General features: G+C 58.3%; 27 protein-coding genes. 16 read left to right on the forward strand and 11 right to left on the reverse strand.

The window, feature by feature from the left end; all coding sequences use genetic code 11:
• A partial coding sequence (locus tag AC2FD9_RS19315; protein WP_211198660.1) for an EF-Tu C-terminal domain-related protein occupies positions 1-77 on the forward strand: 77 nt, incomplete at its 5' end.
• A gap of 95 nt (positions 78-172) precedes the next feature.
• Here AC2FD9_RS19315 and AC2FD9_RS19320 read toward each other — a convergent pair.
• Complete coding sequence (locus AC2FD9_RS19320; protein ID WP_058273105.1) at positions 173-514, reverse strand: RidA family protein; 342 nt, start codon at positions 512-514, stop codon at positions 173-175.
• Between the two features lie 431 nt (positions 515-945).
• Here AC2FD9_RS19320 and AC2FD9_RS19325 point away from each other — a divergent pair, with 431 nt between their 5' ends.
• Positions 946-2298: a tetratricopeptide repeat protein gene (locus AC2FD9_RS19325; protein WP_496838444.1), complete on the forward strand. Its 1353-nt coding sequence runs from the start codon at positions 946-948 to the stop codon at positions 2296-2298.
• Positions 2299-2323: 25 nt separating this feature from the next.
• Here the strand turns inward: AC2FD9_RS19325 and rpe are convergent, their stop codons facing one another.
• The gene (gene rpe / locus AC2FD9_RS19330; RefSeq protein WP_496838445.1) at positions 2324-3013 is read right to left on the reverse strand and encodes a ribulose-phosphate 3-epimerase; all 690 of its coding nucleotides are present in this window, start codon (positions 3011-3013) and stop codon (positions 2324-2326) included.
• A gap of 164 nt (positions 3014-3177) precedes the next feature.
• On the opposite strand from rpe, the gene phnC reads away from it, so the two are divergent.
• From phnC to AC2FD9_RS19355, 5 genes are all read left to right on the forward strand, one after another.
• On the forward strand, positions 3178-3999 hold the full coding sequence (gene phnC / locus AC2FD9_RS19335) for a phosphonate ABC transporter ATP-binding protein (protein ID WP_496838447.1): 822 nt from the start codon (positions 3178-3180) through the stop codon (positions 3997-3999).
• Between the two features lie 65 nt (positions 4000-4064).
• Complete coding sequence (phnD, locus tag AC2FD9_RS19340) at positions 4065-4967, forward strand: phosphonate ABC transporter substrate-binding protein (RefSeq protein ID WP_496838449.1); 903 nt, start codon at positions 4065-4067, stop codon at positions 4965-4967.
• A gap of 67 nt (positions 4968-5034) precedes the next feature.
• A complete protein-coding gene (gene phnE / locus AC2FD9_RS19345; protein ID WP_496838450.1) occupies positions 5035-5916 on the forward strand; it encodes a phosphonate ABC transporter, permease protein PhnE in 882 nt (293 codons plus the stop codon).
• The gene (phnE, locus tag AC2FD9_RS19350) at positions 5913-7280 is read left to right on the forward strand and encodes a phosphonate ABC transporter, permease protein PhnE (protein WP_496838451.1); all 1368 of its coding nucleotides are present in this window, start codon (positions 5913-5915) and stop codon (positions 7278-7280) included. Before phnE (AC2FD9_RS19345) ends, phnE (AC2FD9_RS19350) begins: the two co-directional genes overlap by 4 nt.
• Before the next feature lie 24 nt (positions 7281-7304).
• A complete protein-coding gene (locus AC2FD9_RS19355; protein ID WP_496838453.1) occupies positions 7305-7925 on the forward strand; it encodes an LbetaH domain-containing protein in 621 nt (206 codons plus the stop codon).
• Positions 7926-8029: 104 nt separating this feature from the next.
• Here the strand turns inward: AC2FD9_RS19355 and phnF are convergent, their stop codons facing one another.
• On the reverse strand, positions 8030-8740 hold the full coding sequence (gene phnF, locus AC2FD9_RS19360; protein WP_496838454.1) for a phosphonate metabolism transcriptional regulator PhnF: 711 nt from the start codon (positions 8738-8740) through the stop codon (positions 8030-8032).
• A 103-nt stretch (positions 8741-8843) separates the two neighbouring features.
• On the opposite strand from phnF, the gene phnG reads away from it, so the two are divergent.
• The 8 genes from phnG to AC2FD9_RS19400 are packed head-to-tail and all read left to right on the forward strand — an operon-like array spanning position 8844 to position 14150.
• Positions 8844-9305 carry a phosphonate C-P lyase system protein PhnG gene (gene phnG, locus AC2FD9_RS19365; RefSeq protein WP_496838455.1) on the forward strand — a complete coding sequence of 154 codons (462 nt, stop codon included), beginning with the start codon at positions 8844-8846 and terminating at the stop codon, positions 9303-9305.
• Complete coding sequence (gene phnH / locus AC2FD9_RS19370) at positions 9302-9877, forward strand: phosphonate C-P lyase system protein PhnH (RefSeq protein WP_496838456.1); 576 nt, start codon at positions 9302-9304, stop codon at positions 9875-9877. The genes phnG and phnH overlap by 4 nt, the downstream gene beginning before the upstream one ends.
• A 3-nt stretch (positions 9878-9880) precedes the next feature.
• Positions 9881-10972 (forward strand): carbon-phosphorus lyase complex subunit, encoded by a 1092-nt coding sequence (locus AC2FD9_RS19375; protein ID WP_496838458.1) that lies wholly within the window; start codon positions 9881-9883, stop codon positions 10970-10972.
• 28 nt (positions 10973-11000) lie between these two features.
• Positions 11001-11273, forward strand: a complete 273-nt coding sequence (locus tag AC2FD9_RS19380) for a hypothetical protein (RefSeq protein ID WP_496699741.1) — start codon at positions 11001-11003, stop codon at positions 11271-11273.
• Positions 11270-12130, forward strand: coding sequence for an alpha-D-ribose 1-methylphosphonate 5-phosphate C-P-lyase PhnJ (locus AC2FD9_RS19385; protein WP_058279424.1), 861 nt, complete (start codon positions 11270-11272; stop codon positions 12128-12130). The genes AC2FD9_RS19380 and AC2FD9_RS19385 overlap by 4 nt, the downstream gene beginning before the upstream one ends.
• Positions 12127-12897, forward strand: coding sequence for a phosphonate C-P lyase system protein PhnK (gene phnK / locus AC2FD9_RS19390; protein WP_496706870.1), 771 nt, complete (start codon positions 12127-12129; stop codon positions 12895-12897). Before AC2FD9_RS19385 ends, phnK begins: the two co-directional genes overlap by 4 nt.
• Positions 12898-12921: 24 nt before the next feature.
• Positions 12922-13605, forward strand: coding sequence for a phosphonate C-P lyase system protein PhnL (phnL, locus tag AC2FD9_RS19395; protein ID WP_496838461.1), 684 nt, complete (start codon positions 12922-12924; stop codon positions 13603-13605).
• The gene (locus AC2FD9_RS19400; protein WP_472724321.1) at positions 13602-14150 is read left to right on the forward strand and encodes a ribose 1,5-bisphosphate phosphokinase PhnN; all 549 of its coding nucleotides are present in this window, start codon (positions 13602-13604) and stop codon (positions 14148-14150) included. Before phnL ends, AC2FD9_RS19400 begins: the two co-directional genes overlap by 4 nt.
• Here AC2FD9_RS19400 and AC2FD9_RS19405 read toward each other — a convergent pair.
• On the reverse strand, positions 14132-14815 hold the full coding sequence (locus tag AC2FD9_RS19405) for a DUF1045 domain-containing protein (protein WP_496838463.1): 684 nt from the start codon (positions 14813-14815) through the stop codon (positions 14132-14134). The genes AC2FD9_RS19400 and AC2FD9_RS19405 overlap by 19 nt on opposite strands.
• Before the next feature lie 52 nt (positions 14816-14867).
• Here AC2FD9_RS19405 and AC2FD9_RS19410 point away from each other — a divergent pair, with 52 nt between their 5' ends.
• Positions 14868-16007 carry an alpha-D-ribose 1-methylphosphonate 5-triphosphate diphosphatase gene (locus AC2FD9_RS19410; RefSeq protein WP_496838464.1) on the forward strand — a complete coding sequence of 380 codons (1140 nt, stop codon included), beginning with the start codon at positions 14868-14870 and terminating at the stop codon, positions 16005-16007.
• Here AC2FD9_RS19410 and AC2FD9_RS19415 read toward each other — a convergent pair whose 3' ends face one another.
• The 7 genes from AC2FD9_RS19415 to AC2FD9_RS19445 are packed head-to-tail and all read right to left on the reverse strand — an operon-like array spanning position 16008 to position 22505.
• Complete coding sequence (locus tag AC2FD9_RS19415; RefSeq protein WP_282152660.1) at positions 16008-16484, reverse strand: class I SAM-dependent methyltransferase; 477 nt, start codon at positions 16482-16484, stop codon at positions 16008-16010.
• 14 nt (positions 16485-16498) lie between these two features.
• Positions 16499-17254 carry a polysaccharide deacetylase family protein gene (locus tag AC2FD9_RS19420; protein WP_496838465.1) on the reverse strand — a complete coding sequence of 252 codons (756 nt, stop codon included), beginning with the start codon at positions 17252-17254 and terminating at the stop codon, positions 16499-16501.
• The gene (locus AC2FD9_RS19425; RefSeq protein WP_496838467.1) at positions 17251-18393 is read right to left on the reverse strand and encodes a glycosyltransferase family protein; all 1143 of its coding nucleotides are present in this window, start codon (positions 18391-18393) and stop codon (positions 17251-17253) included. Before AC2FD9_RS19425 ends, AC2FD9_RS19420 begins: the two co-directional genes overlap by 4 nt.
• Entirely contained in the window at positions 18390-18974 is a 585-nt protein-coding gene (locus AC2FD9_RS19430; RefSeq protein ID WP_282152657.1) for a histidine phosphatase family protein, read from the reverse strand. Before AC2FD9_RS19430 ends, AC2FD9_RS19425 begins: the two co-directional genes overlap by 4 nt.
• The gene (locus tag AC2FD9_RS19435) at positions 18971-20047 is read right to left on the reverse strand and encodes a glycosyltransferase family 4 protein (RefSeq protein WP_282152656.1); all 1077 of its coding nucleotides are present in this window, start codon (positions 20045-20047) and stop codon (positions 18971-18973) included. The genes AC2FD9_RS19430 and AC2FD9_RS19435 overlap by 4 nt, the downstream gene beginning before the upstream one ends.
• Positions 20047-21294 carry a glycosyltransferase family 4 protein gene (locus AC2FD9_RS19440; protein ID WP_282152655.1) on the reverse strand — a complete coding sequence of 416 codons (1248 nt, stop codon included), beginning with the start codon at positions 21292-21294 and terminating at the stop codon, positions 20047-20049. Before AC2FD9_RS19440 ends, AC2FD9_RS19435 begins: the two co-directional genes overlap by 1 nt.
• Positions 21291-22505, reverse strand: a complete 1215-nt coding sequence (locus tag AC2FD9_RS19445; protein WP_496838471.1) for a glycosyltransferase family protein — start codon at positions 22503-22505, stop codon at positions 21291-21293. Before AC2FD9_RS19445 ends, AC2FD9_RS19440 begins: the two co-directional genes overlap by 4 nt.
• Between the last annotated feature and the right edge of the window lie 187 nt (positions 22506-22692).

Genomic DNA, 22692 nt, shown 5'->3' on the forward strand with positions numbered 1-22692 from the left:
AAAACGGCCTGCGTTTCGCCATCCGCGAAGGCGGCCGCACCGTCGGCGCCGGCGTCGTGTCGAAAATCGTCGAGTAATCGCTCTCGAGATATCAAACGAAAAGGGCGTCCCTCGGGACGCCCTTTCTTGTTTGCATTCCTGCTGTGGTCAGCACGCGTTGCGCAGAAAGGAATTAATCGTAGGCCGCGTCGACGATGAATTCCACCTTCAGCTCGGCGCGTGCCAATTTGGCTTCGCCGCAAGCCCGCGCGGGGGCATGGCCCTTTGGAACCCAGGCATTCCAGACCTCGTTCAATCCGGCAAAATCCTTCATGTCCGCTAGCCAGATCGTCACGCGCAACATCTTTTCGCGTGATGAGCCAGCCTGTTTGAGAAGGGCGTCAATTTTTTCGAGGCAAATCCGGACCTGTTCCTGAATTGTCTCGCCCTCGGCGACTTGCCCGGTCAGATAGGCCACGCCGTTGTGTTTTACAATTTTTGAGGACCGTTCGCCGGTATCTATGCGTTCAATCATGGGGGTATTCTCGTTTTTTGGTGTCGGATACGTTCGTTCATGGTCACAATCCACCAGTATGGCAAACGGAAACCGTTTGAGTGCGTTTCAGAGAAATTTAATACACAGGAAACAAACGTGATCTGAAAGCGCGTGGATCTATCACGCAGTCGTACCGGCTCGATTGCTTGTTTTTGCCACCTTCCGTTCAAACGCGAACGGGCTTTTCCATCCCGGCGCTGAGTGGCCTCGGCGTGGATTGTAGGAGCTGTTGATACCTACAACAAAACAGCCACCGCCAACCCCACAGCCCATCCGTAAAATCTCTGAAAGATTTGCAGCGGGGTTTCTTCCGGCACACAGGCGAATTATTTGGCCGCTTCAATTGGGGCGGTCTTTTTCTTTTCACAATTGTCAGTATTCTTGCGGCAGACATTCAGGTTTTCGGCAGCATGATCAAATTGTTAACTAAATTATCGGGAATTTCCCTAACGGCAGCGATTGCGGTGGCTGGCGTAGGACAAGCCAAGCCTCTCCTTACGAACTCTCAGGAAACCTATGTTTCCGCCTGTTTGGATCAGAGCGACACCCCAGAGCGTATCATCGAAATCTGCCAGCACGGGCTGGGTGATGTCGGCGCGTCTGATCGGCAGCGTATTGAGATGTTGGATAAGCTGGCATGGGCCTATTATGATCTCGATGATATGGATCAGGCCGATGACGCATTTGCCGAAATTCTGGCCTTGAATCCCGACGCCGAGCTTGGGCTGCAGGGGCGGGCGTGGGTTCATTATCATCGTGACGAGTATGAAGCCGCGACCGGGTTGTTTCGGCAGGCCGTGTCTCGCAAACCGAATGCCAGCAACATGGCCGGTCTGGCCGCCAGCGCGCGCCGGGCCGGAGAGATCGATTTTGCCGAATTCGAAGAGATGATGCAAACCGCTTTGGCCCTGAACCCTGAATACACTTGGGCGATGCGGGAGCTTGCCTGGATATTGGAGGATCATAACCGGCAGGACGAAGCGCTTAGCCTGTTCAGAGCCGCCAGCGAACTCGATCCATATGATCCATATGCGGAATACGGTGTCGGCTTTCTGTTGTCCGAGCAGAACGATTGGGAAGCCGCGTTTGACCACGTAAGCAGGGCGTTGGAACTGAAGCCTGATTTCGTGACCGCATTGTCGCGCCGGTCCCTTATCCTGCTGATGCTGGATCGGCCCAAACAGGCATTGAAAGATGCCGAAGCGGTGATTGAGGCCGAACCTGATGACACGGACGGCTACGTGCGAAAGGCGCGGGCGCTGTCAGACTTAGGCCAAAGATCACAGGCGCATGAGGTATTGGAGCTGGCGGAAAGCCGGGTGGGGCCGGGCAGCTATCTGCTTTATTGGCGGGCCAGTCTGTTGGCGGACGACCTCGAGTATGAAGCCGCTCTTTTCCACATTCGACGCAGTGTTGCGCTTGAGGGTGCCGACCGCTTTGACCACCGCCTGCATGCGGATATCGCGTTAGGGCTGGGGTACACGGATGAAGCCCGTGATGCCATTGATCAGGCGCTTGGTCTCTATCCCGATGGAGAGTTTGAGCGGTATACGAATGCGCTGGTGCTGCTGGCCGAGGACAGGTTCGATGCAGCAGAAAGCATGTTCGATTCTGCCACCGCCGCAGGCCTGCACCAGGACTATCTTGGCGACTTTCTGGCCGCTTTGGTGGCCGAGGGGCGGTTCATGCAAGCGATCAAGATGCGTGCTCGGTACAAAAACCGTCAACCGGATGCGGCAAGTGACGCGCAAGTTTCGAACTAGCGCGTCACTTCGAATGCAGTGATATTTACGACGTCGCCGATTCCGCCGCGCTACGCACCGCTTTGATGTTTGCGCCGTAGACGTCCGGGTTATCGACCGAACCGCCCTTGAATACGGCTGAACCTGCGACCAGTACATCCGCACCGGCTGCGGCCACCAACGGGGCCGTCTTGGGGTCGACGCCACCGTCAATCTCGATATGGATTGGACGGTCTCCGATCATCGACCGCAGTTTGCGAATCTTGTTGGTCATGTCGATGAATTTCTGGCCGCCAAAACCGGGGTTCACTGTCATGACGCAAACCAGATCGGTCAGGTCCAGCAAGTGTTCAACCGCGTCGGTCGGGGTGCCGGGGTTCAACGCAACGCCCGCCTTCATGCCAGCGGCGCGAATCGCCTGCAAAGTACGGTGGGTATGGGCCCCAGCCTCGACATGTGCAGTCAGGATATCGGCGCCTGCATCCGCGTAGGCCTGAATGTAGGGATCAACCGGCGTGATCATCAGATGCACGTCCATGACCGTTTTGACATGGGGGCGGAACGCTTTGACGGCGGGCGGGCCAAAGGTCAGGTTGGGCACAAAATGGCCGTCCATTACGTCGATATGGACCCAATCCGCCCCCTGGGCTTCGATGGCCTGAATCTCGGCACCGAAATTGGCGAAATCTGCGGACAGGATCGACGGGGCGATCTTGATGCTGCGGTCAAAGCTCATGAATGGCCTCATATGGATAGCGTGTTGGCACAGCGTATAGCGGCGATATGCGCCAATGGGTAGGCCCTCGGTGCGCAGGGGTGTTTACAAAACTTTCACTGTGCCGACACAAAGCCGTTGAATCCCGCCTGTAGCTGGTCGCCAACACGAATTGGGGGTGGCACGTGCTGCGGATAGAAAAACTGACCAAGCGCTTTGGCGACAACGTGGCCGTTGATGCAGCGACGCTGGATGTAGACAAGCCATGCATGATTGGCATCATCGGGCGGTCCGGCGCGGGCAAGTCGACGTTGTTGCGGATGATCAATCGTCTGACGGATGCAAGCGACGGCGAGATCCTGTTTCAAGGTCGTGATATCACCAAGCTGAAAGGCCGTGATAAACGCGCATGGCAGGCTGATTGCGCGATGATCTTTCAGCAGTTCAATCTGGTGCCGCGCATGGATGTGGTGTCGAACGTGCTTCATGGCACGTTAAACCGCCACTCGACGCTGGCGACCATGTTTAACCTGTTCCCGATGGAAGACATCCACCGGGCGATTGATATTCTGGATCGCCTCGGCATCGCCGCGCACGCGCCCAAACGCGCCGAAGCGCTGTCGGGCGGTCAGCAACAGCGCGTTGCCATAGCGCGCGCGCTGATGCAGGACCCTAAGATCATTCTGGCCGACGAACCCATCGCCTCGCTGGACCCGATGAATGCTCAGGTCGTGATGCAGGCGCTGCGGCGCATCCATGAAGAAGACGGCCGTACCGTCATCGCCAACCTGCACACGCTGGATACCGCCCGCCGTTATTGTGACCGCGTCGTCGGTATGCGCGATGGACGTATCGTTTTCGACGGGTTACCCGAGCAACTGACAACTGGCGTGGCCCGCGAAATTTACGGTGCCGACGCCAGCTTCTCGGAAGAGGCAACTTCGACTGAGATTGAAACACTCGACGCGACCCAAATTGCGCTGATGGAAGCCGAGGCGACCATCTAAGCCAGACCCAACCCTTTCATCGACCGGCCGATGAAAGGCCGGCATATCAAACCGGAGAGAGACAGATGAAAAAACTGATTGCCGCCTTGGTGGCCACAACTGCGATAGCCGCGCCAGCCATGGCGCAAGAGATTTCTGAATTCCGCATTGGTATTCTTGGTGGAGAAAACGCACAGGACCGTCTGAGCAAGCAGGAATGCCTGCGCGAGCAGACCCAGGAATTGCTGGGCGTTGAAACCAAACTGTTTGCACCGGCGGACTATAACGGCGTCATTCAAGGGCTGCTCGGCGGCACCATCGACATGGCCTGGCTGGGTGCATCAGGGTACGCCAAAACCTACCTGAGCGATCCTGAGGCGGTCGAGCCTGTTCTGGTCAAGGTCAACACCGATGGCAGCTATGGCTACTATTCGATTGGATTTGCCCGCAAGGACAGTGGCATTGCCTCGTTGGAAGACATGAAGGACAAGACCTTTGGCTTCGGCGATCCCAACTCGACCTCAGGCTTCCTGATCCCGTCAATCGAAATTCCGCAGGCCACCGGTGCAACCATGACCTCGGGTGACTATTTTGGTGAAGTCAAATTCACCGGTGGTCATGAGCAGACCATTGTGGCCGTAAACAACGGTGACGTCGACGGTGGCGTGACATGGGCCGACGGCCTTGGGGACTGGGAAGACGGCTATCAGTCCGGCGCGCTGCGCCGTGCCGTGGATGCTGGCCTGGTCGACATGAACGATCTGGTCGAGATTTGGAAATCCGCTCCGATCCCTGAAGGCCCGTTTGTTCTGCGCACCGAACTGCCCGAGGATGTCAAAATCAAGATGACCGGTATGCTGGCCTCGATGAATTCGATTGATCCGGACTGCATGTACAACGTTCTGGGCGGTGAATCCAAAGGCCTTATGCCGATCACCCACGACGCCTACGAAATCATTATCGAAGCGCGCAAGCTGAAGTCCAACTAAGTCCGTAAGCACAATGATCGGGGTCCGGCGCACAACCGGACCCCGTTTTTCCACTCAGGAGCATTCCATGACAGACCTGACCGTAGGGTCCCCCAGCGTCGACCAGATCCGGGCCGACTATTCTGAGATGACACGACGCAAGCGGGTCTATGGTGGTATCCTTCTGATCGTATTCGTGGCCATGATGGCTGCGGGTTTTCGCACTGCCGACGACCGAAATGCCGGCAGCTTTGTCGACGGCTGGCACCGTATCCTCGACTACCCGACCGAGGTTCTGTCGGAAGCATGGGAAAAGATCGGCGCGATGCCGGAGAACCTTGTGAAGTTTTTCCCGGCTTTGGTCGAGACACTCAATATCGCTGCGGCTTCGACGTTGATAGGGGCCATCGCCGGGACGTTTCTGGCGCTGATGTCCACGCGTGGCATGGCATTGTGGCCCTCGCTTATCCCGCTGTTTCGTCGCATCTCTGATATCTTTCGCGCTGTGCCTGAAATCGTTATCGCCTTGGTTTTGATCTTTGTGTTGGGCGGTGGTCCGGTGCCCGCAATGATTGCCATTGCCATTCATACGGCGGGTGCGCTTGGCAAGCTGTTCTCGGAAGTGAACGAAAATGCCTCGCTGAAACCGGTCGAAGGGCTGCATTCGGTCGGCGCAAACTGGTCTCAGCGGATGTATCTGGGCGTGATCCCGCAGGTCGGACCGAACTATGTCAGCTATGCGCTGCTGCGGTTCGAGATCAACATTCGCGCCTCGGCCATTCTTGGTTTTGTTGGCGCCGGCGGCTTGGGTTACGAGCTGCGCAACGCGATGTCCTGGGGGCAGGGGCGTTATGACGAAGCTGCTGCTATTTTCCTTCTGCTGTTCGTCACGATTGTTGTTGTCGATCAGATGTCGGGTCTGTTGCGTGCGCGTCTGACCCACGGTTCCGAGAAAGGAGCGCGGGCATGAGCACTTTTGCCACCGACCTGACCATCGATGAGTTGAAGGCCGAGGCTGATCGTTTGTTCAACCGCAAACGGCTGACCAACTTTGGATTGCCCGCGCTTGTTTTTGTCTATCTGATTTACGTGTTCTTTGCTTTCGACGTGTCTGGAATGGCCGAGCGTGCGAACTGGGAGAACGGCAAAACGCTGATTGCAGACAGCTACAGCTACAAAACGCATGTTTCGCGTGACAATCGCACCGGTGAGGTTTCCACCGCCATCGAAGGTGAACGCAAGGGCCGCTACCCCGACGGTGAGGCTCCGGGCTGGGTGAGTTTAGGCGAGACTACGGTCATTGATCTGGAAGACGGCCACATCGTCCGCTTTGGTCCCGAGACAGTGGAATACGATATCCCCGGCTATGGCATCGTCCGCGCGACACCGACCCGCTCTGCTGGTGTTCAGGCTGAACTGCCCGCGGGCGAGGCGCCGGATTGGATCAACGTTTCAAAAAACCGCATGGCGATTACAACGGATGCGGGGCGCCTGACCGTGACCCGCAACCGGTCCGAGGTCTTCCGCTATTTCAATGGGTGGGAGCTGTTCTGGTTCACGCTTGATAGCCCTTACTATGGTAAGTCGTTCCCTGAATTGGCCGGTCTGGCTGCGCAAGGCGAGGCCAGAGCGATCTTGAATGACTTCTGGACCAACAAGATGTGGCGGCATCAGGATGTTGTCTGGGCCATTTTTGAAACCATCCTGATGGCATTTCTCGGCACGTTAGGCGCAGGTATGATCGCATTGCCTTTGGCGTTTCTCGCCACGCGAAATTTCAACCCGCTCAAATCCGTCCGGTTTCTGACACGGCGTATGTTCGACTTTGTACGCGGCGTAGACGCGCTGATCTGGACGGTTGTTCTGGCTCGCGCTTTTGGACCCGGCCCGCTGACGGGAGCGCTGGCAATTCTGGTGACCGATACCGGCACGTTCGGCAAGATCTTCTCGGAAGCGCTAGAAAACGTCGACGAAAAGCAGATCGAAGGTGTGCAATCCACCGGGGCGAATGCACCGCAACGCTATCGCTATGGTGTGATCCCACAGGTGACGCCGGTGCTGCTAAGTCAGTTGCTCTACTTCCTTGAATCAAACACCCGCAGCGCAACTGTGATCGGTGCGATCACCGGCGGTGGCATCGGTCTGTTGCTGACCCAAGCGATCATCACCCAGAAGGATTGGGAAGAGGTCGCCTATTACATCGTTCTGATCATTCTGATGGTGATGCTGATGGACTGGTTCTCGGGCTGGCTGCGCCGCCGGCTTATCCAGGGTGAGACAGGCAAGATACGCAAAGCCAGGGACACAAAGGCAAAGTCGTTCTTTTTGCCGTGACTCATGACTAAGGACTACAAAACAATGGCACGACTGCGTTCCGACCAACCGTTTATCCATCCTGATTGCCAAATCTCGGGTAGTTCCTTCGGCGAATTTGTCGAAATTGGTGCGGGAAGCCGCGTTGTGAATTCTGCTTTCGGCGACTATTCGTATTGCGACCGGACCTGTGACATTGCGAATGCCGAGATCGGGAAGTTCGCCAATATCGCCAGTTTCACTCGGATCGGCGCGACAGATCATCCGATGGAGAAGGCTTCATTGCATCACTTCCTGTATCGTTCGGCAGATTACTGGGATGATGCCGAGGATGACGCGGATTGGTTCAAACATCGCGCCAGTCGCGTCGCCCAGATCGGCCATGATACTTGGATTGGGCATGCGGCAATTATCAAACCTGAAGTGACCATCGGGCACGGCGCGGTGGTTGCCTCGGGGTCTGTCGTCACTAAGGATGTAGCGCCCTATACAATTGTAGGCGGCGTGACCGCCAAACCGATCCGTACCCGGTATCCGGTTGGCGTGGCCGAGCGCATGATGGACCTGGCCTGGTGGGATTGGGACAATGCCCGTCTACGTGCGGCTCTGCCGGATTTCCGAACATTGGGCGCCGAGGCATTCCTGGAAAAATACGAGCCGACTTAAATAGGCATGAACCGAAACCTCCTGTGCCCGCACCCGCATCGGCTATGACCAACGGGATGAGACCTCAGTCAGGAGATCGAGACGGGCGGGAGGGTCGTTACGGATTAGTCCTCGTTCAGGGTCAGGGTGACCCGATCTCCGGCAAATACGGTTCGCCCGAATTCAATCGGCAGACCATTAGGATCTGCGTTTATGCCGACGGAATACAGTACAGGCGCACCTTCTGTCAGTCGCAGGTGCAGGGCCTGTGTTGCCGTCGCCGCGCGCGCATTCAGGCGGGTTGAGATGCGGGTGTAATCCTTAACACCGCAGTGCTGCAAAGCCTTCGTTACCGATTCTGTCTCGGATAGCGCCTCAAGAATGCCGGGCAAGCGGTCCGCGGGAAAGACACTTTGGAACAGCCCGATTGGCTGCCCATCCGCCAGAGACAGTCCGTCATATACGTGTACCTGGTCGCCTGAAGCGATCTCCAAGGCCTCTGCTTCTGTTTCATCTGCGGCGCGCGTTGTGAGCGTAAGTATCTTTTTGCCGGGAATCTTACCGCTGGCCGAGATGCTCTTGTGGTATCGGACGCGCTTGCCGATGGCATAATCGGTCGGACGGGCCGCGACAAAGACACCGGCGCCGCGACGGGCATGCACCAGACCTTGTTCCGCCAGATCCGACAACGCGCGCCGTACCGTATGGCGGTTGACCCCGTGTTTTGCGGCCAGTTGTGCCTCGGTCGGCAGCCGGTCGCCGGTGTTGTACCGACCTTCCGCAATGTCAGATGTCAGGTTCAGGGCGATGCTTTTCCAGACAGGTGTTTTTCTCATGTCATCAAATCTTCACAAGGTTGCGGATTGCCAGCTACAGCAGCGGGATGTAGTATTTGTCTAGTTGTATAGATCACGTAGACAACCCGGCCAAGAGGCTTTGATGACAGATCAATCATATAATTCTAAGGCAACGCGACAGGACTGGATGGGCCTGCTGGCGCGTGCGCCTGAAAGCGCGCTGATGCCCCTTTGGGACAAGTACGAATTACGCCCGAATTTTGAATGGCTGCGCAGCCCCGAAGTGGGCGGCGTCATGGTGCGCGGGCGCACTGGTGGCACTGGCGCTCGGTTCAACCTTGGCGAAATGACCGTCACGCGGTGTTCTCTGGTGCTGCAGGATGGAACGGTTGGGCATGGATACGTGCAGGGCCGGTCCAAGCCCAAGGCCCAGGCGGCCGCGTTGATTGATGCCTTGATGCAGACCTCGGCTGCGGGTGCGGTTCATGACCAAGTGATCGCGCCGCTCAAGGGTCAGATGCAGTCCGCCAGAACAGATCGCGCCTCCAAAGCCGCAGCGACGAAGGTTGAGTTTTTCACCATGGTAAGGGGAGAGGACACATGACGGCGCAGACCCAATTTTCCGGGGGTTTTCAGAATGCACCGGTCCAGGCCGCGCATGCATTCCGCGCCGCCATGACCGTAATGGCCCGACCCGGAGAAATCCGTGACCTGAAGGGTTCGCAACCGCCAAAGCCCCTGTCGACCGCAGCAGGAACCTTGCTGCTGACTTTGTGTGACCCCGAGACAAAGGTCCACCTGGCGGGTGCGTTCAACACCAATGCAGTACGCGAGTGGCTGACCTTTCACACAGGTGCGCCCATTTCACAGGCTACCGTCGCAGATTTCGCCGTAGGGAGTTGGGCCGAGCTCAGCCCACTGGGATCATTTCGTATCGGTACCGCAGAATACCCAGATCGCTCGGCCACCTTGATTGTTGAATGTGACGCGCTGCAACAAGCAGGTGCTATTCTAAGTGGTCCGGGGATCAAAGACACTGCGCGGCTATCCTTACCGGACGCCCCGGCATTGCAGGCCAACGCGGCTTTGTACCCGTTTGGATGTGACTTCTTTTTTACCTGCGGCGACCGGGTGGCGGCCCTGCCTCGCAGTACCCAAATCAGTGTGGAGGCCTAGGCAATGTATGTTGCAGTCAAGGGTGGCGAGACGGCCATCGAAAACGCACATGCCTGGTTGGCGGAAGAAAGACGCGGCGCAACCGACATTGACGAACTGAGCATCGCCCAAATCCGGGAACAGCTGGGTCTGGCGGTCAATCGGGTGATGGCCGAGGGGTCCTTGTACGACCCCGATTTGGCGGCCCTGGCCATCAAGCAGTCGCGCGGTGATTTGATCGAAGCGATCTTTCTGATCCGAGCCTACCGGACGACATTGCCGCGATTTGGCTATTCGAACCCCGTCAAGACTGATGAGATGGCGTGTGATCGCCGGATTTCGGCCACGTTCAAGGATGCGCCGGGCGGGCAGGTGCTGGGGCCAACCTTTGATTACACACACCGCTTGCTGGACTTCAAACTGGCCGCAGAAGGTGAGGTTCCGGCTGCGCCTACGGCGCAACCCCGCACCGAGGCGACGCCGCATATCACTGAGTTCCTGAAGGGCGAGGACATCATTCAGGATGAACCCGCCAGTGACACCACCCCGGGTGATCTGACCCGCGAACCGATGGAGTTTCCGTCGAACCGCCCCCTGCGTCTGCAATCCCTGACCCGCGGGGATGAGGGGTTTGTACTGGGCATGGCCTATTCAACGCAACGCGGTTACGCCCGTAACCACGCATTCGTCGGTGAGTTGCGGATCGGTAAGGTCGCAGTGGAAATGGACATCCCGGAACTGGGTTTCGCCATCGACATCGGCGAAATCGAATTGACCGAATGCGAGACGGTGAACCAGTTCAAAGGTTCCAAGACGGAACCCCCGCAATTCACCCGTGGCTATGGTTTGGTGTTTGGTCAGTCTGAACGGAAATCCATCGCGATGGCTTTGGTGGATCGCGCCCTGCGTTGGGAAGAGTTGGGCGAAGACAATCTGGGCGCACCCGCGCAGGACGAGGAATTCGTGCTCAGCCACGCGGACAACATTCAGGCGACGGGTTTCCTCGAGCATATCAAGCTGCCGCACTACGTGGATTTCCAGTCCGAGCTGGAACTGGTTCGCAAACTACGACGCGAAGCCGAAGAACGGATGCAGCCGAAAGAAGCTGCGGAATGAAGGTCGAGCCAAAGGAAAGGGGGCATCAATGAACTGGATAGCGCCCGCATATGCGCGGCGACAAGCCAAGCTGGGGATTTTACCAACCTGCCTTATTGGCGTCGCAGGTTTCTACCGGGTGGCGAGTCCGTGCGCGCGCCAACCGAACTCCATTCGCCATTTGGATCCCTCTTTTGCGCACGACGTCGTCGCTTCGCATGACGAGAGTGAAAGAAAAGATACACCAATAGCGCCAATAACAATGCGCCCAACAGAAATACGTCCACAAAAACACCAAAAACAAAGTGATACATCAAAATGAATGAGTATAACTTCGCATATTTGGACGAACAAACCAAGCGAATGATCCGGCGCGCCATTCTGAAAGGTCTGGCTGTGCCCGGTTATCAGGTGCCATTCGCCAGCCGTGAAATGCCGATGCCATATGGCTGGGGCACCGGTGGCGTGCAGGTTTCAGCTGCTACATTGACGCCCGAGGACACGTTTAAAGTGATCGATCAGGGTGCCGATGACACCACCAACGCCGTGTCGATCCGCAAGTTTTTTGAGAACACGGCAGGTGTGGAAACGACCGAGGAAACCGAAAAGGCCACAGTCATCCAGACCCGCCACCGCATCCCCGAGGCGAAGCTGCGCAAGGACCAGATCATCGTTTATCAGGTGCCGATCCCGGAACCTCTGCGCTTTCTGGAACCGCGTGAGACCGAGACCCGCAAGATGCACAGCCTCGAAGAATATGGGCTGATGCATGTGAAGCTTTACGAGGACATCAGCCAGCACGGGGCGATTTCGACCGCATATGCCTATCCGGTGAAAGTGTCGGACCGCTACGTGATGGATCCGTCGCCGATCCCGAAATTCGACAATCCAAAACTTGAGATGGACGCGATCCAGCTGTTTGGTGCGGGACGTGAACAGCGGATTTACGCGGTTCCGCCGCATACCAAGGTCGTCAGTCTGGATTTCGAGGATTACCCGTTTGAGGCCACCAAGGCCGATCACCCATGCGATCTTTGTGGGGCAGAGGATAGCTATCTCGACGAAGTGATCATGGATGATGCAGGCAACCGGATGTTCGTCTGTTCCGACACCGATTATTGCCGGTCACGCCGCGAAGCGGGCCACAAGGGCCGATTGGCCGAGGAGAATGCGGCATGACCCCCTTATTGCAGGTCAAAGGCATCGAAAAGCGCTATGGCGCGCGGATCGGGTGCTCGGATGTGAGTTTTGATCTCTTCCCTGGAGAAGTAATGGGGATCGTGGGTGAAAGCGGATCGGGCAAGTCGACGCTGTTGAATTGCATGGCCGGTCATCTGGAACCCGATGCGGGGCAGGTGATTTTTGACACACGCGCTGATGGTCCAGTGGATACGGTCACCATGTCCGAACCGGAACGTCGGATGCTAAGCCGTACGGACTGGGCCTTTGTACATCAGCATGCGCGCGATGGCCTGCGGATGTCGGTCAGTGCTGGCGGCAATATTGGTGAGCGTCTGATGGCGGTGGGGGATCGCCACTATGGCGACATCCGGGACCGTGCGATCGACTGGCTGGGCCGGGTTGAGATTGAGGAATCTCGTGTGGATGACCGTCCGTCCGCCTTTTCTGGCGGGATGCAGCAGCGATTGCAGATTGCCCGCAATCTGGTCACAGGGCCGCGCCTCGTGTTCATGGATGAACCAACGGGCGGGCTGGATGTTTCCGTTCAGGCGCGTCTGCTGGATCTGCTGCGCGGGTTGGTGCGTGAGATGGGGTTGAGCGCGATCATCGTCACCCATGACCTCGCCGTCGTGCGCCTGCTGGCGGATCGACTGATGGTGATGAAAAGCGGTCAAGTGGTTGAGGCCGGGTTGACCGATCAGGTTCTGGACGATCCGCAACATGCCTACACGCAGTTGCTCGTGTCCAGCGTTCTGCAGGTTTGAGTATTTGGAAAAAGATGAAGTGCTATGATTGAGCTTATCAATGTCAGCAAGAGCTTTACCCTGCACAATCAGGGTAGTGCCGTAATTCCGGTGATGCAGGGTGCATCTCTGAATGTCGCCGCAGGTGAATGCGTCGCCCTGACCGGGGCTTCAGGCGCAGGGAAATCAACACTGATGCGGGTGGTCTATGGAAATTATCTGGCCGCATCAGGCCGGGTCCTTGTCGGTGGTCTGGACGTCGCCAAGGCCGAACCGCGCGAAATTCTGGCTTTGCGGCGCGAGACGCTCGGCTATGTCAGTCAGTTTTTGCGCGTGGTCCCCAGGGTTCCGACGGTTGAGGTGGTGGCCGAACCGCTGTTGGCCGTCGGATGTGCCCGGCAGGCAGCGCTGGATAAGGCGGCGGGTTTGTTGGGGCGGTTGAACATTCCCGAAAGACTGTGGAGCCTGAGCCCGACCACTTTTTCGGGTGGTGAGCAGCAACGGGTGAACATCGCACGTGGATTTGCGCATGATTACCCTGCGATGCTGTTGGACGAACCGACTGCCTCACTGGATGCGCAAAATCGCGAAACGGTGCTGTCTTTGATCGAAGAGGCCAAAGCACGCGGCGCGGCGATTGTTGGCATTTTCCACGATATCGAAGCGCGCAGCCGGGTCTGTGATCGCGAGATCAACTTGTCTGAATTCACCCCGGGGATGGTCGCGTGAGCCTTGCGCCGGTCATAGCCGTTGTTGGTCCGTCAGGTGTCGGCAAAGACAGCGTCATGGAGGCGTTGGTCGCGGCGTCGCCAGGTATCCTGCGGGTTCGCCGGGTGATAACCCGCCCCGAAGGCGAAGAAGGCGAAGATTTTGATCGCGTTTCGATTGAAATCTTCGAGCAGATGGTGCTGGACGGAGCCTTTGCGTTGCACTGGAACGCGCATGGGCTGCACTACGGCATCCCGATTGAAATCGAAGACCAACGGCAAACGGCGAATGCGCTGTTGGTCAATCTATCCCGTTCGGTTTTGTTGAACGCGCAGGTGGTTTTTGGCGACCTGATCGTGATTTCGCTGACAGCGGACCCTGAGGTGCTGGCGCAGCGCCTCTTTGTACGCGGGCGGGAAAGCACCTCTGATCAGGCGCGTCGTTTGGGACGGGCTGGTATGCCCTTGCCCGACGGGCTGAACCGCGTGATCGAAATTGATAACTCCGGGCCGCTGGAAGTCACGATTGATGCGATCCTTGCCGGGCTTCAACCGGAAAGGGCGTAGCGATGAATCAGATGAAACCTCCCATCTTCGGCTTCGCCCATAAGCGCCAGATCCTTGATCTGACAGGGGGCGGGCAGCAGGGGAACCAGATGGTTCTCCAATACGACCTGCACGGTTTTCAGCGTTGGTTTGTCCAGTTTTCCGCTGAGGGTGATGTGAAAGCGAAACGTGTCCAACACGTAAGGGTAACCCCAACGCAGCAGGTTGGCGTCCTGTTTCGGCGTCAGACCCGAGGCACGTCGGCGGTCCAGTTCCGCGGCGGACGCGGGGGCGCGAAAGCTGTCAAGTTCGCGGACGCAAGCCGCTGCAAGCGCGTTCAGCGAGTCGGTATTACCTACCGGCCGCAGGGCCAGAAAACGACCCAGCCGGGCGATCTCGAACCCGTCCAGCGTGACGGGCGGTTGCGTTCCGGCCAACCGTTTGCAGGCATCTTGCAAGTCGGTCAGAGATTGCCCCTTGTTCAGGCGAAACGGCGGCTTCAACGTCGCGTGAAGACCGTATTTGCGCGGAACATCGGTCGAGGCTGCGACGTCCACGCCGTCAATGACAGGATGCGCAACTTCAGTTCCGGCTTCCATGTCCCAGCCCAACCATTGGGTCGCAAAGATTGTCCATTCGGCCTGAGCCGGTGGCGCAAAATAGATCGCGTATCGCGTGAATGTCACATTGGCCTCCTATGCGTGGCCTTTCCAATAGCTCAAACCTTGTGAAGTTCAGATGACAGAAGAAATGATACTTGCCAATGCCACGCTTGTTCTTCCCGATGAGACGGTTGTGGGCAGCCTTCGGATTGTGGGGGATACGATTGCTGAGGTCGCGACCGGCGCAACTGTTCCCGCTGGCGCAATTGACTGCGAAGGGGATTATGTCTGCCCTGGTCTGGTCGAACTTCACACGGACAACCTTGAGCGCCACATCCAGCCGCGGCCCAAGGTCGACTGGCCTCATGCAGCCGCTATTCTGGCCCATGATGCCGAACTGGCCAGTACCGGGATCACGACCGTGTTCGACGCGATGCGGATAGGCTCGATCCCGTCCGGGCAACGCTATGTCAAATACGCGCGCGGTCTGTCGCGTGAACTGTGGCAATTGCGGGAACAGGATGCGCTGAAGATCAGCCATTTTCTGCATTTGCGGGCCGAGGTCTGCTCGGAAACCCTGGCCGAAGAATTAAACGAATTTGGGCCCGAAGACCGTGTTGGCCTAGTCTCACTCATGGACCACACGCCCGGACAACGGCAGTTCCGCGATTTGTCGAAACTGGAAGCGTATCTGAAAGGCAAGCTGGGGCTGGAGGGCGATGGATTTCTGCAACATGTGGCCGACCTTAAGGCGATGCGCGACCGCTATGGTGATCTGCACGAGGTTGAGACGGTAAAAGCAGCCAAACGGTTTGGTGCGATGCTGGCCAGCCATGATGACACGACGGACGAACAGGTGCGCGTATCGGCCGGTCACGGGATCACCCTTGCCGAGTTCCCGACTACGGTCGAGGCTGCGCAGTCCTGTCATGATCATGGTATCAAGGTGATGATGGGCGCACCCAATGTGATCCGAGGCGGGTCGCATTCCGGCAATGTCGCTGCGCATGAATTGGCGCAGCTGGGTCATCTCGACATACTGTCCTCGGACTATGTGCCATCCGCATTGTTGCTGTCTGCTGTGAAACTGGGCGAGATGTGGGGTGATTTTGCCCGCGGATTGAAAACCGTGACAAAGACACCGGCAGAGGTCGTTGGGCTGGATGATCGTGGTGAGCTGCGGGCGGGCACCCGGGCGGACGTCATCCGGTTCCAGATGCGCGAAGGAACCCCTGCATTGAATGGTGTTTGGTCGCGCGGACGACGCGTGGCCTGATCAGGCCCTGTAGAACAAGTATCGGTCCGGCGCGATGGTGTCCGGGCCGCTTATCTGTTCAAAGCCAACCAAAGGTTGGCCCGAGATTAGCAGACCACCGGGCAACATCACCTGCGCAATCAGTGGGCTAAGGCGCGCCGCTTCGGCAACGTCCTCTTCCTTGACACCCCGCCCGAAATCGTAGTGACCGAAAGCGATCCTGGGTCCACCTTCTGCCAGCTTCTGCAGCATCGGCTCGGCCTCACCCTGCAAAAAATCTTCCGCTGGCGGTGTGCTGGACGGATGGCACTGCAGCACGCGGTCCATGACCCAGATCCTCCGATCCGGCAGAATTTCCCGCAGGTGATCATAAGTGCGCCCGTTTCCAAGGCCCATATCCAGCACGTCGCCTGCCATACCCGAGATCTGATCTACCGCCCAATTCAAACCGTCACGTTGTGCGGTCAGGCGGCGCAGCATGGAATCCAGTCGGCTCATTCAGATCTCCGTTTTCAATCGGCTTGGGGGGCTGACCAGACAAAGCCCGGCCCGTTCAGCAGCCGGTTTAGCAGGTCGTGGGTAAAGGCCCAGATGTCCTCATCATGAACCAGATGGTGGGTCAAGATGCCAAAGGGCTCGGTGTTGTCTGCGCGACCTTCGCGGCGATTTTGCAGCAGCTGAGTGGTCTTTGTGATCAACATGTCCGGGTCGGCCAGTCCGCGTGATCCGCGCCAGTCTATTGGATCCAGATGCGTGTTGATCTGAGCCAATCCGGGCGCTGCCTGCGGGCTGGACCGTGGCGTGGCGGTCGATAAGATGCGATACCCCGCTGCGGGCAATTCCTGCACCACCTCTGGCGCTATGCGGTTCCATGGCGGCACGAACATCGGGCACAATTGATCTGCAAACAGGGTGCGCAGCCGCGATATCCCCGAGCCGATATCCCCAGTGATATCGTCCATGGGCCGGTGCAGGCGGAATTCGGATTTCTTTTCATCCGGTGGTGCTTGGTTCTGATGGGCCCAACCGTGCACGACCGGGATCAGGTTTGGCTGGGCAGTTACATACTCGATCAGCGTGTCTTGGACATCACGGGGGATGATGGCCAGATGAACAGGCACCCCAAGGTGGTCTGACATCGCGGTCAAGCGATCAAGCTGCGGCGTTGTGGAAACCGCATCATCGTCGCGCCACCACAAAGGCAGCGCCAGTTCTTGTTGACGCCAGAGTTCCAGCTCATCCGTCAAAACGCGCCAGTCGACACTCATCCGCGGCGCTCCAAAAGTTCTTTGGCGATTCGTACGGATTGCGCAGCGCCGTCGAACCCCTGATCTGAGACCGGACGAGGTTCCGATGAAATCACACGGCCCACGGCATGGGCCAGCAGATCTCCGTTCAAATCTTTGCTTGGGATGACATCTATGGCTGGCATTTCCGCAAGGGTGCGGGCGCGCAGGCTCTGCTCGACCTCATTTCCATCATCAAATGGAATGAACACGGCAGGGGTTCCTGCTTGCAGAATATCCAATGCTGTATTGTAGCCACACATGCTGACCGAAGCCGCCGCGTGGGGCAGCATCTGGCGAAAATCGGGCCGCACCGCTTCCAGAGTGACAGGGGCGCCCTCCACATGCTTCCGCAATTCTGCAATGCGCGCCTTTGCGTCTTGCCCGCCGACCAACAGGCGCCAGCGCCTGTTCGGCATCTTTCGGGCGGCCTCGATGGCCGCGCGAAAGATCGGTTGCCCAACCGAACCGCCGCCTGCGCTGACAAGCACTTCGCCTTTGCCGATTGCATCCTTGTGCGGTATTGGGGCCAGTGGAGCCACGAAACCCGTGTAAAACAGGCGGCCCTCCAGCAGCTCAGACACAGGCCAACTGACGTTCAAGGGCACAACGTTCTGATCCGAATGGACAAGGATGCCGTCGTAATGCTCTGCGACAATCTGCTCTGCCCGCTCGGCCTTTGAGGGTTTTGAGGGCGGCGCCAGAATGTCCCGGATCGATCCCAGAATTATCGGGCGCGGGTGCATATCACGGGCCGCCTCTAGCGCGGCCGAAAATTCACCTGTCAGGGATCGGCGGCCAAACGGATAAAGCTCGGTGATCAAAACATCCGGTGCAAAGCTGCGAATTGCTTCAACCAGAGCAGTTTTGCGCGCCGCGAAAAACCCGACATCCGCTACCGTTCCGGCTTGTGTCAAAAGGCGGGTGAAATCAGTGCCATCCGAGCGCAAAGGGGGCAGGCCCAACAGCGTCATTCCGGCCGTGTCCAACTGAGGAGCGGGCATCCCACCAGAGACCACGAAGGTATCATGCCCATCCGCGACAAAGGCACGGCCCAGCGTCAACGCGCGGCTCAGGTGCCCGGTGCCCAACAGGTGGGTGACAACAATCATGACTTTCATTCGCGGGGGCCTTGTCGCAGCAGTCGAACTGGTTCGGGTTGCGGCTGAAAACTATCCAGATCAATGACATAAAGTCGGTTGCGCTTGATCTTGAACGGGGCGGTGCCGTCAAAGTTCCATCCCCAGGCCGAGGCCAGAATGACGCGCATGATCCCGATGTGACACACGGCGACGGTGTCGCCCTGCAATCCGTCCAGCCAGGGTTGCAATCGCGCCCGCACGTCCGCCGGGCTTTCGCCGTTTGGTGGGCAATAGTCCCAACCCCAATCCTCGATATGGCGATATCCGCTGTCGTCGTCTGCAATCAGGTCGACGCCGCGCTTTCCTTCCCAGTCGCCCCAGTTCATCTCGGTCAGGGCTTCGGACACCATGGGCTCTCGCCCCGCGACCAATGCGGCGGTTTCGCTGGCGCGCTGCAGGGGGCTGGACCAGAGCGCTGCCTTGTTCCATGACTCTGGCAATTCATATCCGGCCAGTTCGGTGCGCGCGTCATCGTCCAGCGGGATGTCACTGCGGCCCTGAATACGGCCAGCGCGGTTCCAATGGGTGTGGCCGTGGCGCAAAAGAGCAAGTTGGCTCATGCGGTGCCTCCGATCAAAGGCCGCGCAGCCTGCCAGAACCGTTCGGTTGCTGCGGGCATCAGGTGGCGGTTGGACACGTATTCCCGGGCTGTCGTACCAAGCGAACGGCGCAGGGCAGGGTCTCCAAGCAGCGTCTGTAGCCTGGCGGCAAGCGCTTCGGGTCCTGCTTCGACCTCGGGGTAGTCGGCCGGCGCCAGAACATCGCGGACACCGGGCCTGTTCTGCGCAACAACCGGAACTCCGCTGGCCTGAGCCTCAAGGTAAATCATGCCAAATGCCTCATTCACGCCGGGCCACACCAAGATGGACGCATTTGCGTATAAGTTTTGCAGGGCGTCACGATCCAGTTGCCCCAGAAACCGGACCTTGGAGCCAAACGGTGTCATAAGGTCTTCGATCTCAGCCCGCGCAGGTCCATCCCCTGCAATATCCAAAGCCCAATCCCCGTTCAAATGCGACAGCGCCTGCGCCAGCAGTTGGTACGACGCCAGTTTGTCACCATGCCGCATCATTCCCACCGTCAGCATCGGCCCGTCACATGAGGAAGCGGGCGGCAGGCTCGAGATTGGCAAAAAGGGCGGCAATTCGACCAGACGCTGATCCTCGAATTTTTCACGTTCCAGCGTGATTAGATCGTTGGCCGTGTGGTAAAAAATGACGTTCGCCGCGTCGCAGGCATCATGTGCGGCTTGCGCAAAGCCGGACCATGGGCCGCGTAACCTGCTGGTCGCACGGGTACTTTCCAATTGCACATAGGGGATGCCCCGAGCGGCGCACACTTTAGGGCCCAGCAGATCGGGGGCCTTGTAGTAGTTGTGATACGTCACCCACAAATCCGTGTCGTGGGTCATGTCCGCGATCAGTCGCCGGGCTTCGGCATCGGCGTCAGAACAGAGACGTTGTTGAACCGCCGGATCGCCCGTTTTGTCGTAAATGCGCAAGTCCGATACGAGATCGACCTCGTCGCCCTGCGCCCCGATCGCCCTGATCAGATTGCGCGCCATTTCCCTGTCACCCGATGGCACCGGGCTGTCCGGAGATTTCATCGGTGAGAAAAAGGCGACGCGGGCCATCAGTCTTTGCCCGCGCCCAATGCGCTGAGCCGTTTGGACAACAGGGCAATGCCGGGGTCCATGCGGAACTCGGCAATCAGGCGGGAATAGGCAGCGTTGGCCATAGATGCAGTACGCTCAGGAGCGGCGGCCATTTCGGTGATCGCGCTGGCAAGTGCGGACGGGTTGTCGTCGGACAAAACGCCATGCGTTCCGGTTTTTATGAATTCCGGAATGGCGGAAACCGGTGTCGACAGGATCGGCAACAGTTGAGACGCAGCCTCCATCAGAACATTTGGCAACCCGTCGCGATCTCCGTCAGCCGCGATCCGGCTGGGCAACACGAACAGATCAGAGCCGCGCATCGCCTCGATCACTTCGGGCTGGTCACAGGCGCCCTTCCAGGTGATCCGGTCCGCGATACCTTGGGCCTCAGCCCGTTCGCGCAGCGCATCACCAAGCGCACCGCCACCAATATGTGTCCAGTGCCAGTCCAGCGAATTGGGTAGCGTGGCGAACGCATCGATCAGGCGATCAAAGCCCTTTTTCTCGACCAGACGACCGACTGAGAGCATGTGAAACCGCCCATCCGGTGCCCGAGCTGCGCGGGTCGGTGGGTCGGGAAAACGGTTCAGGTCCAAGCCATGATAGATCAGATCGACCCGCGCCGGATCATCGGCCAAACTGCGCAAGTGTTCCGCCCCAATGGCAGTACAGGTTGCGCCAAAAGCGGCCCCATGCGTGCTGGCCTGCAGTTTTTCGGCTTTCTCCCAATCGGGTGACGTCCAGATGTCTTTGGCGTGTGCCGAAAAGCTCCAGGGCAGGCCGCGCATGATGGCGGCGTAGCGTGCGACCGACGACGGCGTGTGCATGAAATGCGCATACATCACCTGCGTTTCCCCGGGCAACTCGGCGGCCAGAACACAGGCCTGCCCGAAACGCCGGATGCGGTTCTGTGTCGGGTCGCGCCGCAGATCAGAGCGCCAGACCTTATAAGCCTCGGTATAGCCGGGCAGGGTCTGCGCGATGTGGCGCGCGGCCCAAACGCGATCAGGTTCTTCATACAGGTACTCGGGCAGGTAGTGGACTTGTCCCTTGAACCGATCATGCAGTGGATGACGTTTGGTGTCGGTCGGGTGGCGCAGGGACCAGATGTCAAAGCTGTGGCCTGCGTCCTGCAAGGCGACCAGTTCCTGTGCGATAAACGTCTCGGAAAGGCGCGGCCATCCTTTGACCAGCACCGCGAGCTTGGGTTTTCCTGAAGTCATCCGGTGGCTCGTTCCCGTTCCCCACCAAGCAGCGCGTCCACGCGGCTTGTGACATAGTCCAGACCATCCAGCAGGCCGTCGCGGATTGCCTGAGAAGGCAAGGGCTGATCGGGCAGATTGCGAATAGCCTCAATCATCGCGTCCGCCGTTAACCCGTCACGGTTTTCGTCCAGCATTCTGACAAGTCCCAGACCTTCGGCGCGTGAGGCGCGGATCCACTGTTCCAGCCGCGGTGTCGTGCGTGGAACGATGACGGCGCGTTTGTCGAACGAGAGCACCTCGCAGAACGTATTGTAACCGCCCATGCAGACCACACCTGCAGCGCCGGCAAACAGCGTTTCGATCTGCGATTCAAAGCCAACAGCCGTGACCCGACCATTCAGCGCAGCAACGCGGGTCTCGAAATCGTCCCGCAGCTCGCCCGACAGGAAGGGGCCGTAGACAAGGACAGCGCGTGGTGACAGGTTGGAGTCTTTTTCGTAGGCGCACAAAACTTGGTTCACCATAGCCTTGCCGTCGCCGCCGCCTCCCGGCGTAATCAGGATGTAGGGCTGTTCAGGCGGATCGCCTATCGGCCCGAGATCGCGGCGCAGATAACCAGTCCAATGGATACGCGACTGCGCGGCAGCGCTGAGCGGCAGGCCCTCGGTCGGATCATAGATTGAGCGCAGTCCGTACACCCAGATTTCGTCGTAGAACCTTTCGGTCGCCGCAATGGCTTCTTTCCGCTCCCACTCGGCGGCCAACACTTCGGGTTCATCCAAAACGTCACGCAGGCCCAGGACCATTTTGGTGCGGCGGTACCGCAGCAAATTTTCTAGGGTGGGTAACAGCTCGCTGCGGAAACCAGTTGGTTCCTTGTCGACGATAAGGACGTCAGGATCGAATTGCTGAACCGCCGTCTGGATAAGACCCGCCCGCAGCTCAGTCACTTCCTCGATGCCCATTCCAATTGTCTGGGATGCATAAGATCCATCGGCGCGTTTGGTCACTCCTGGCAAACGCACGTGGTCGACGCGACGCGGAAAGGTGAACCGCCCGGCCACGGGTGACCCGGTCAGGATCAGCGCTGATGCCGATGGGTCAGCCTGCGTCATCGCACCAGCCAGTGCACGGGATCGGCGCAAGTGACCCAACCCGAACGTATCGTGGCTGTAGAACAAGATGCGCGGCGCACGGCCGGTTGTATCGTTTTGTCTTCCTAGGCTCATGCCTTTGCCCAATTCAGTGTTCTGGTGCAACTCCGCGCGCTTGCACCCGTATCGTATATATTTTTTTTAGCCGCGTGCAAAATCACTGATCCTACCAGTCGTTACCGGCTTGTTTCGATTTTAGCCGTGGGTTTCGCATCTGCGCCCTGTTCTATATCAAATTTCCTGCCCATCCGTCATGATGGCA

Source organism: Ruegeria sp. YTSC230 (assembly GCF_059609665.1).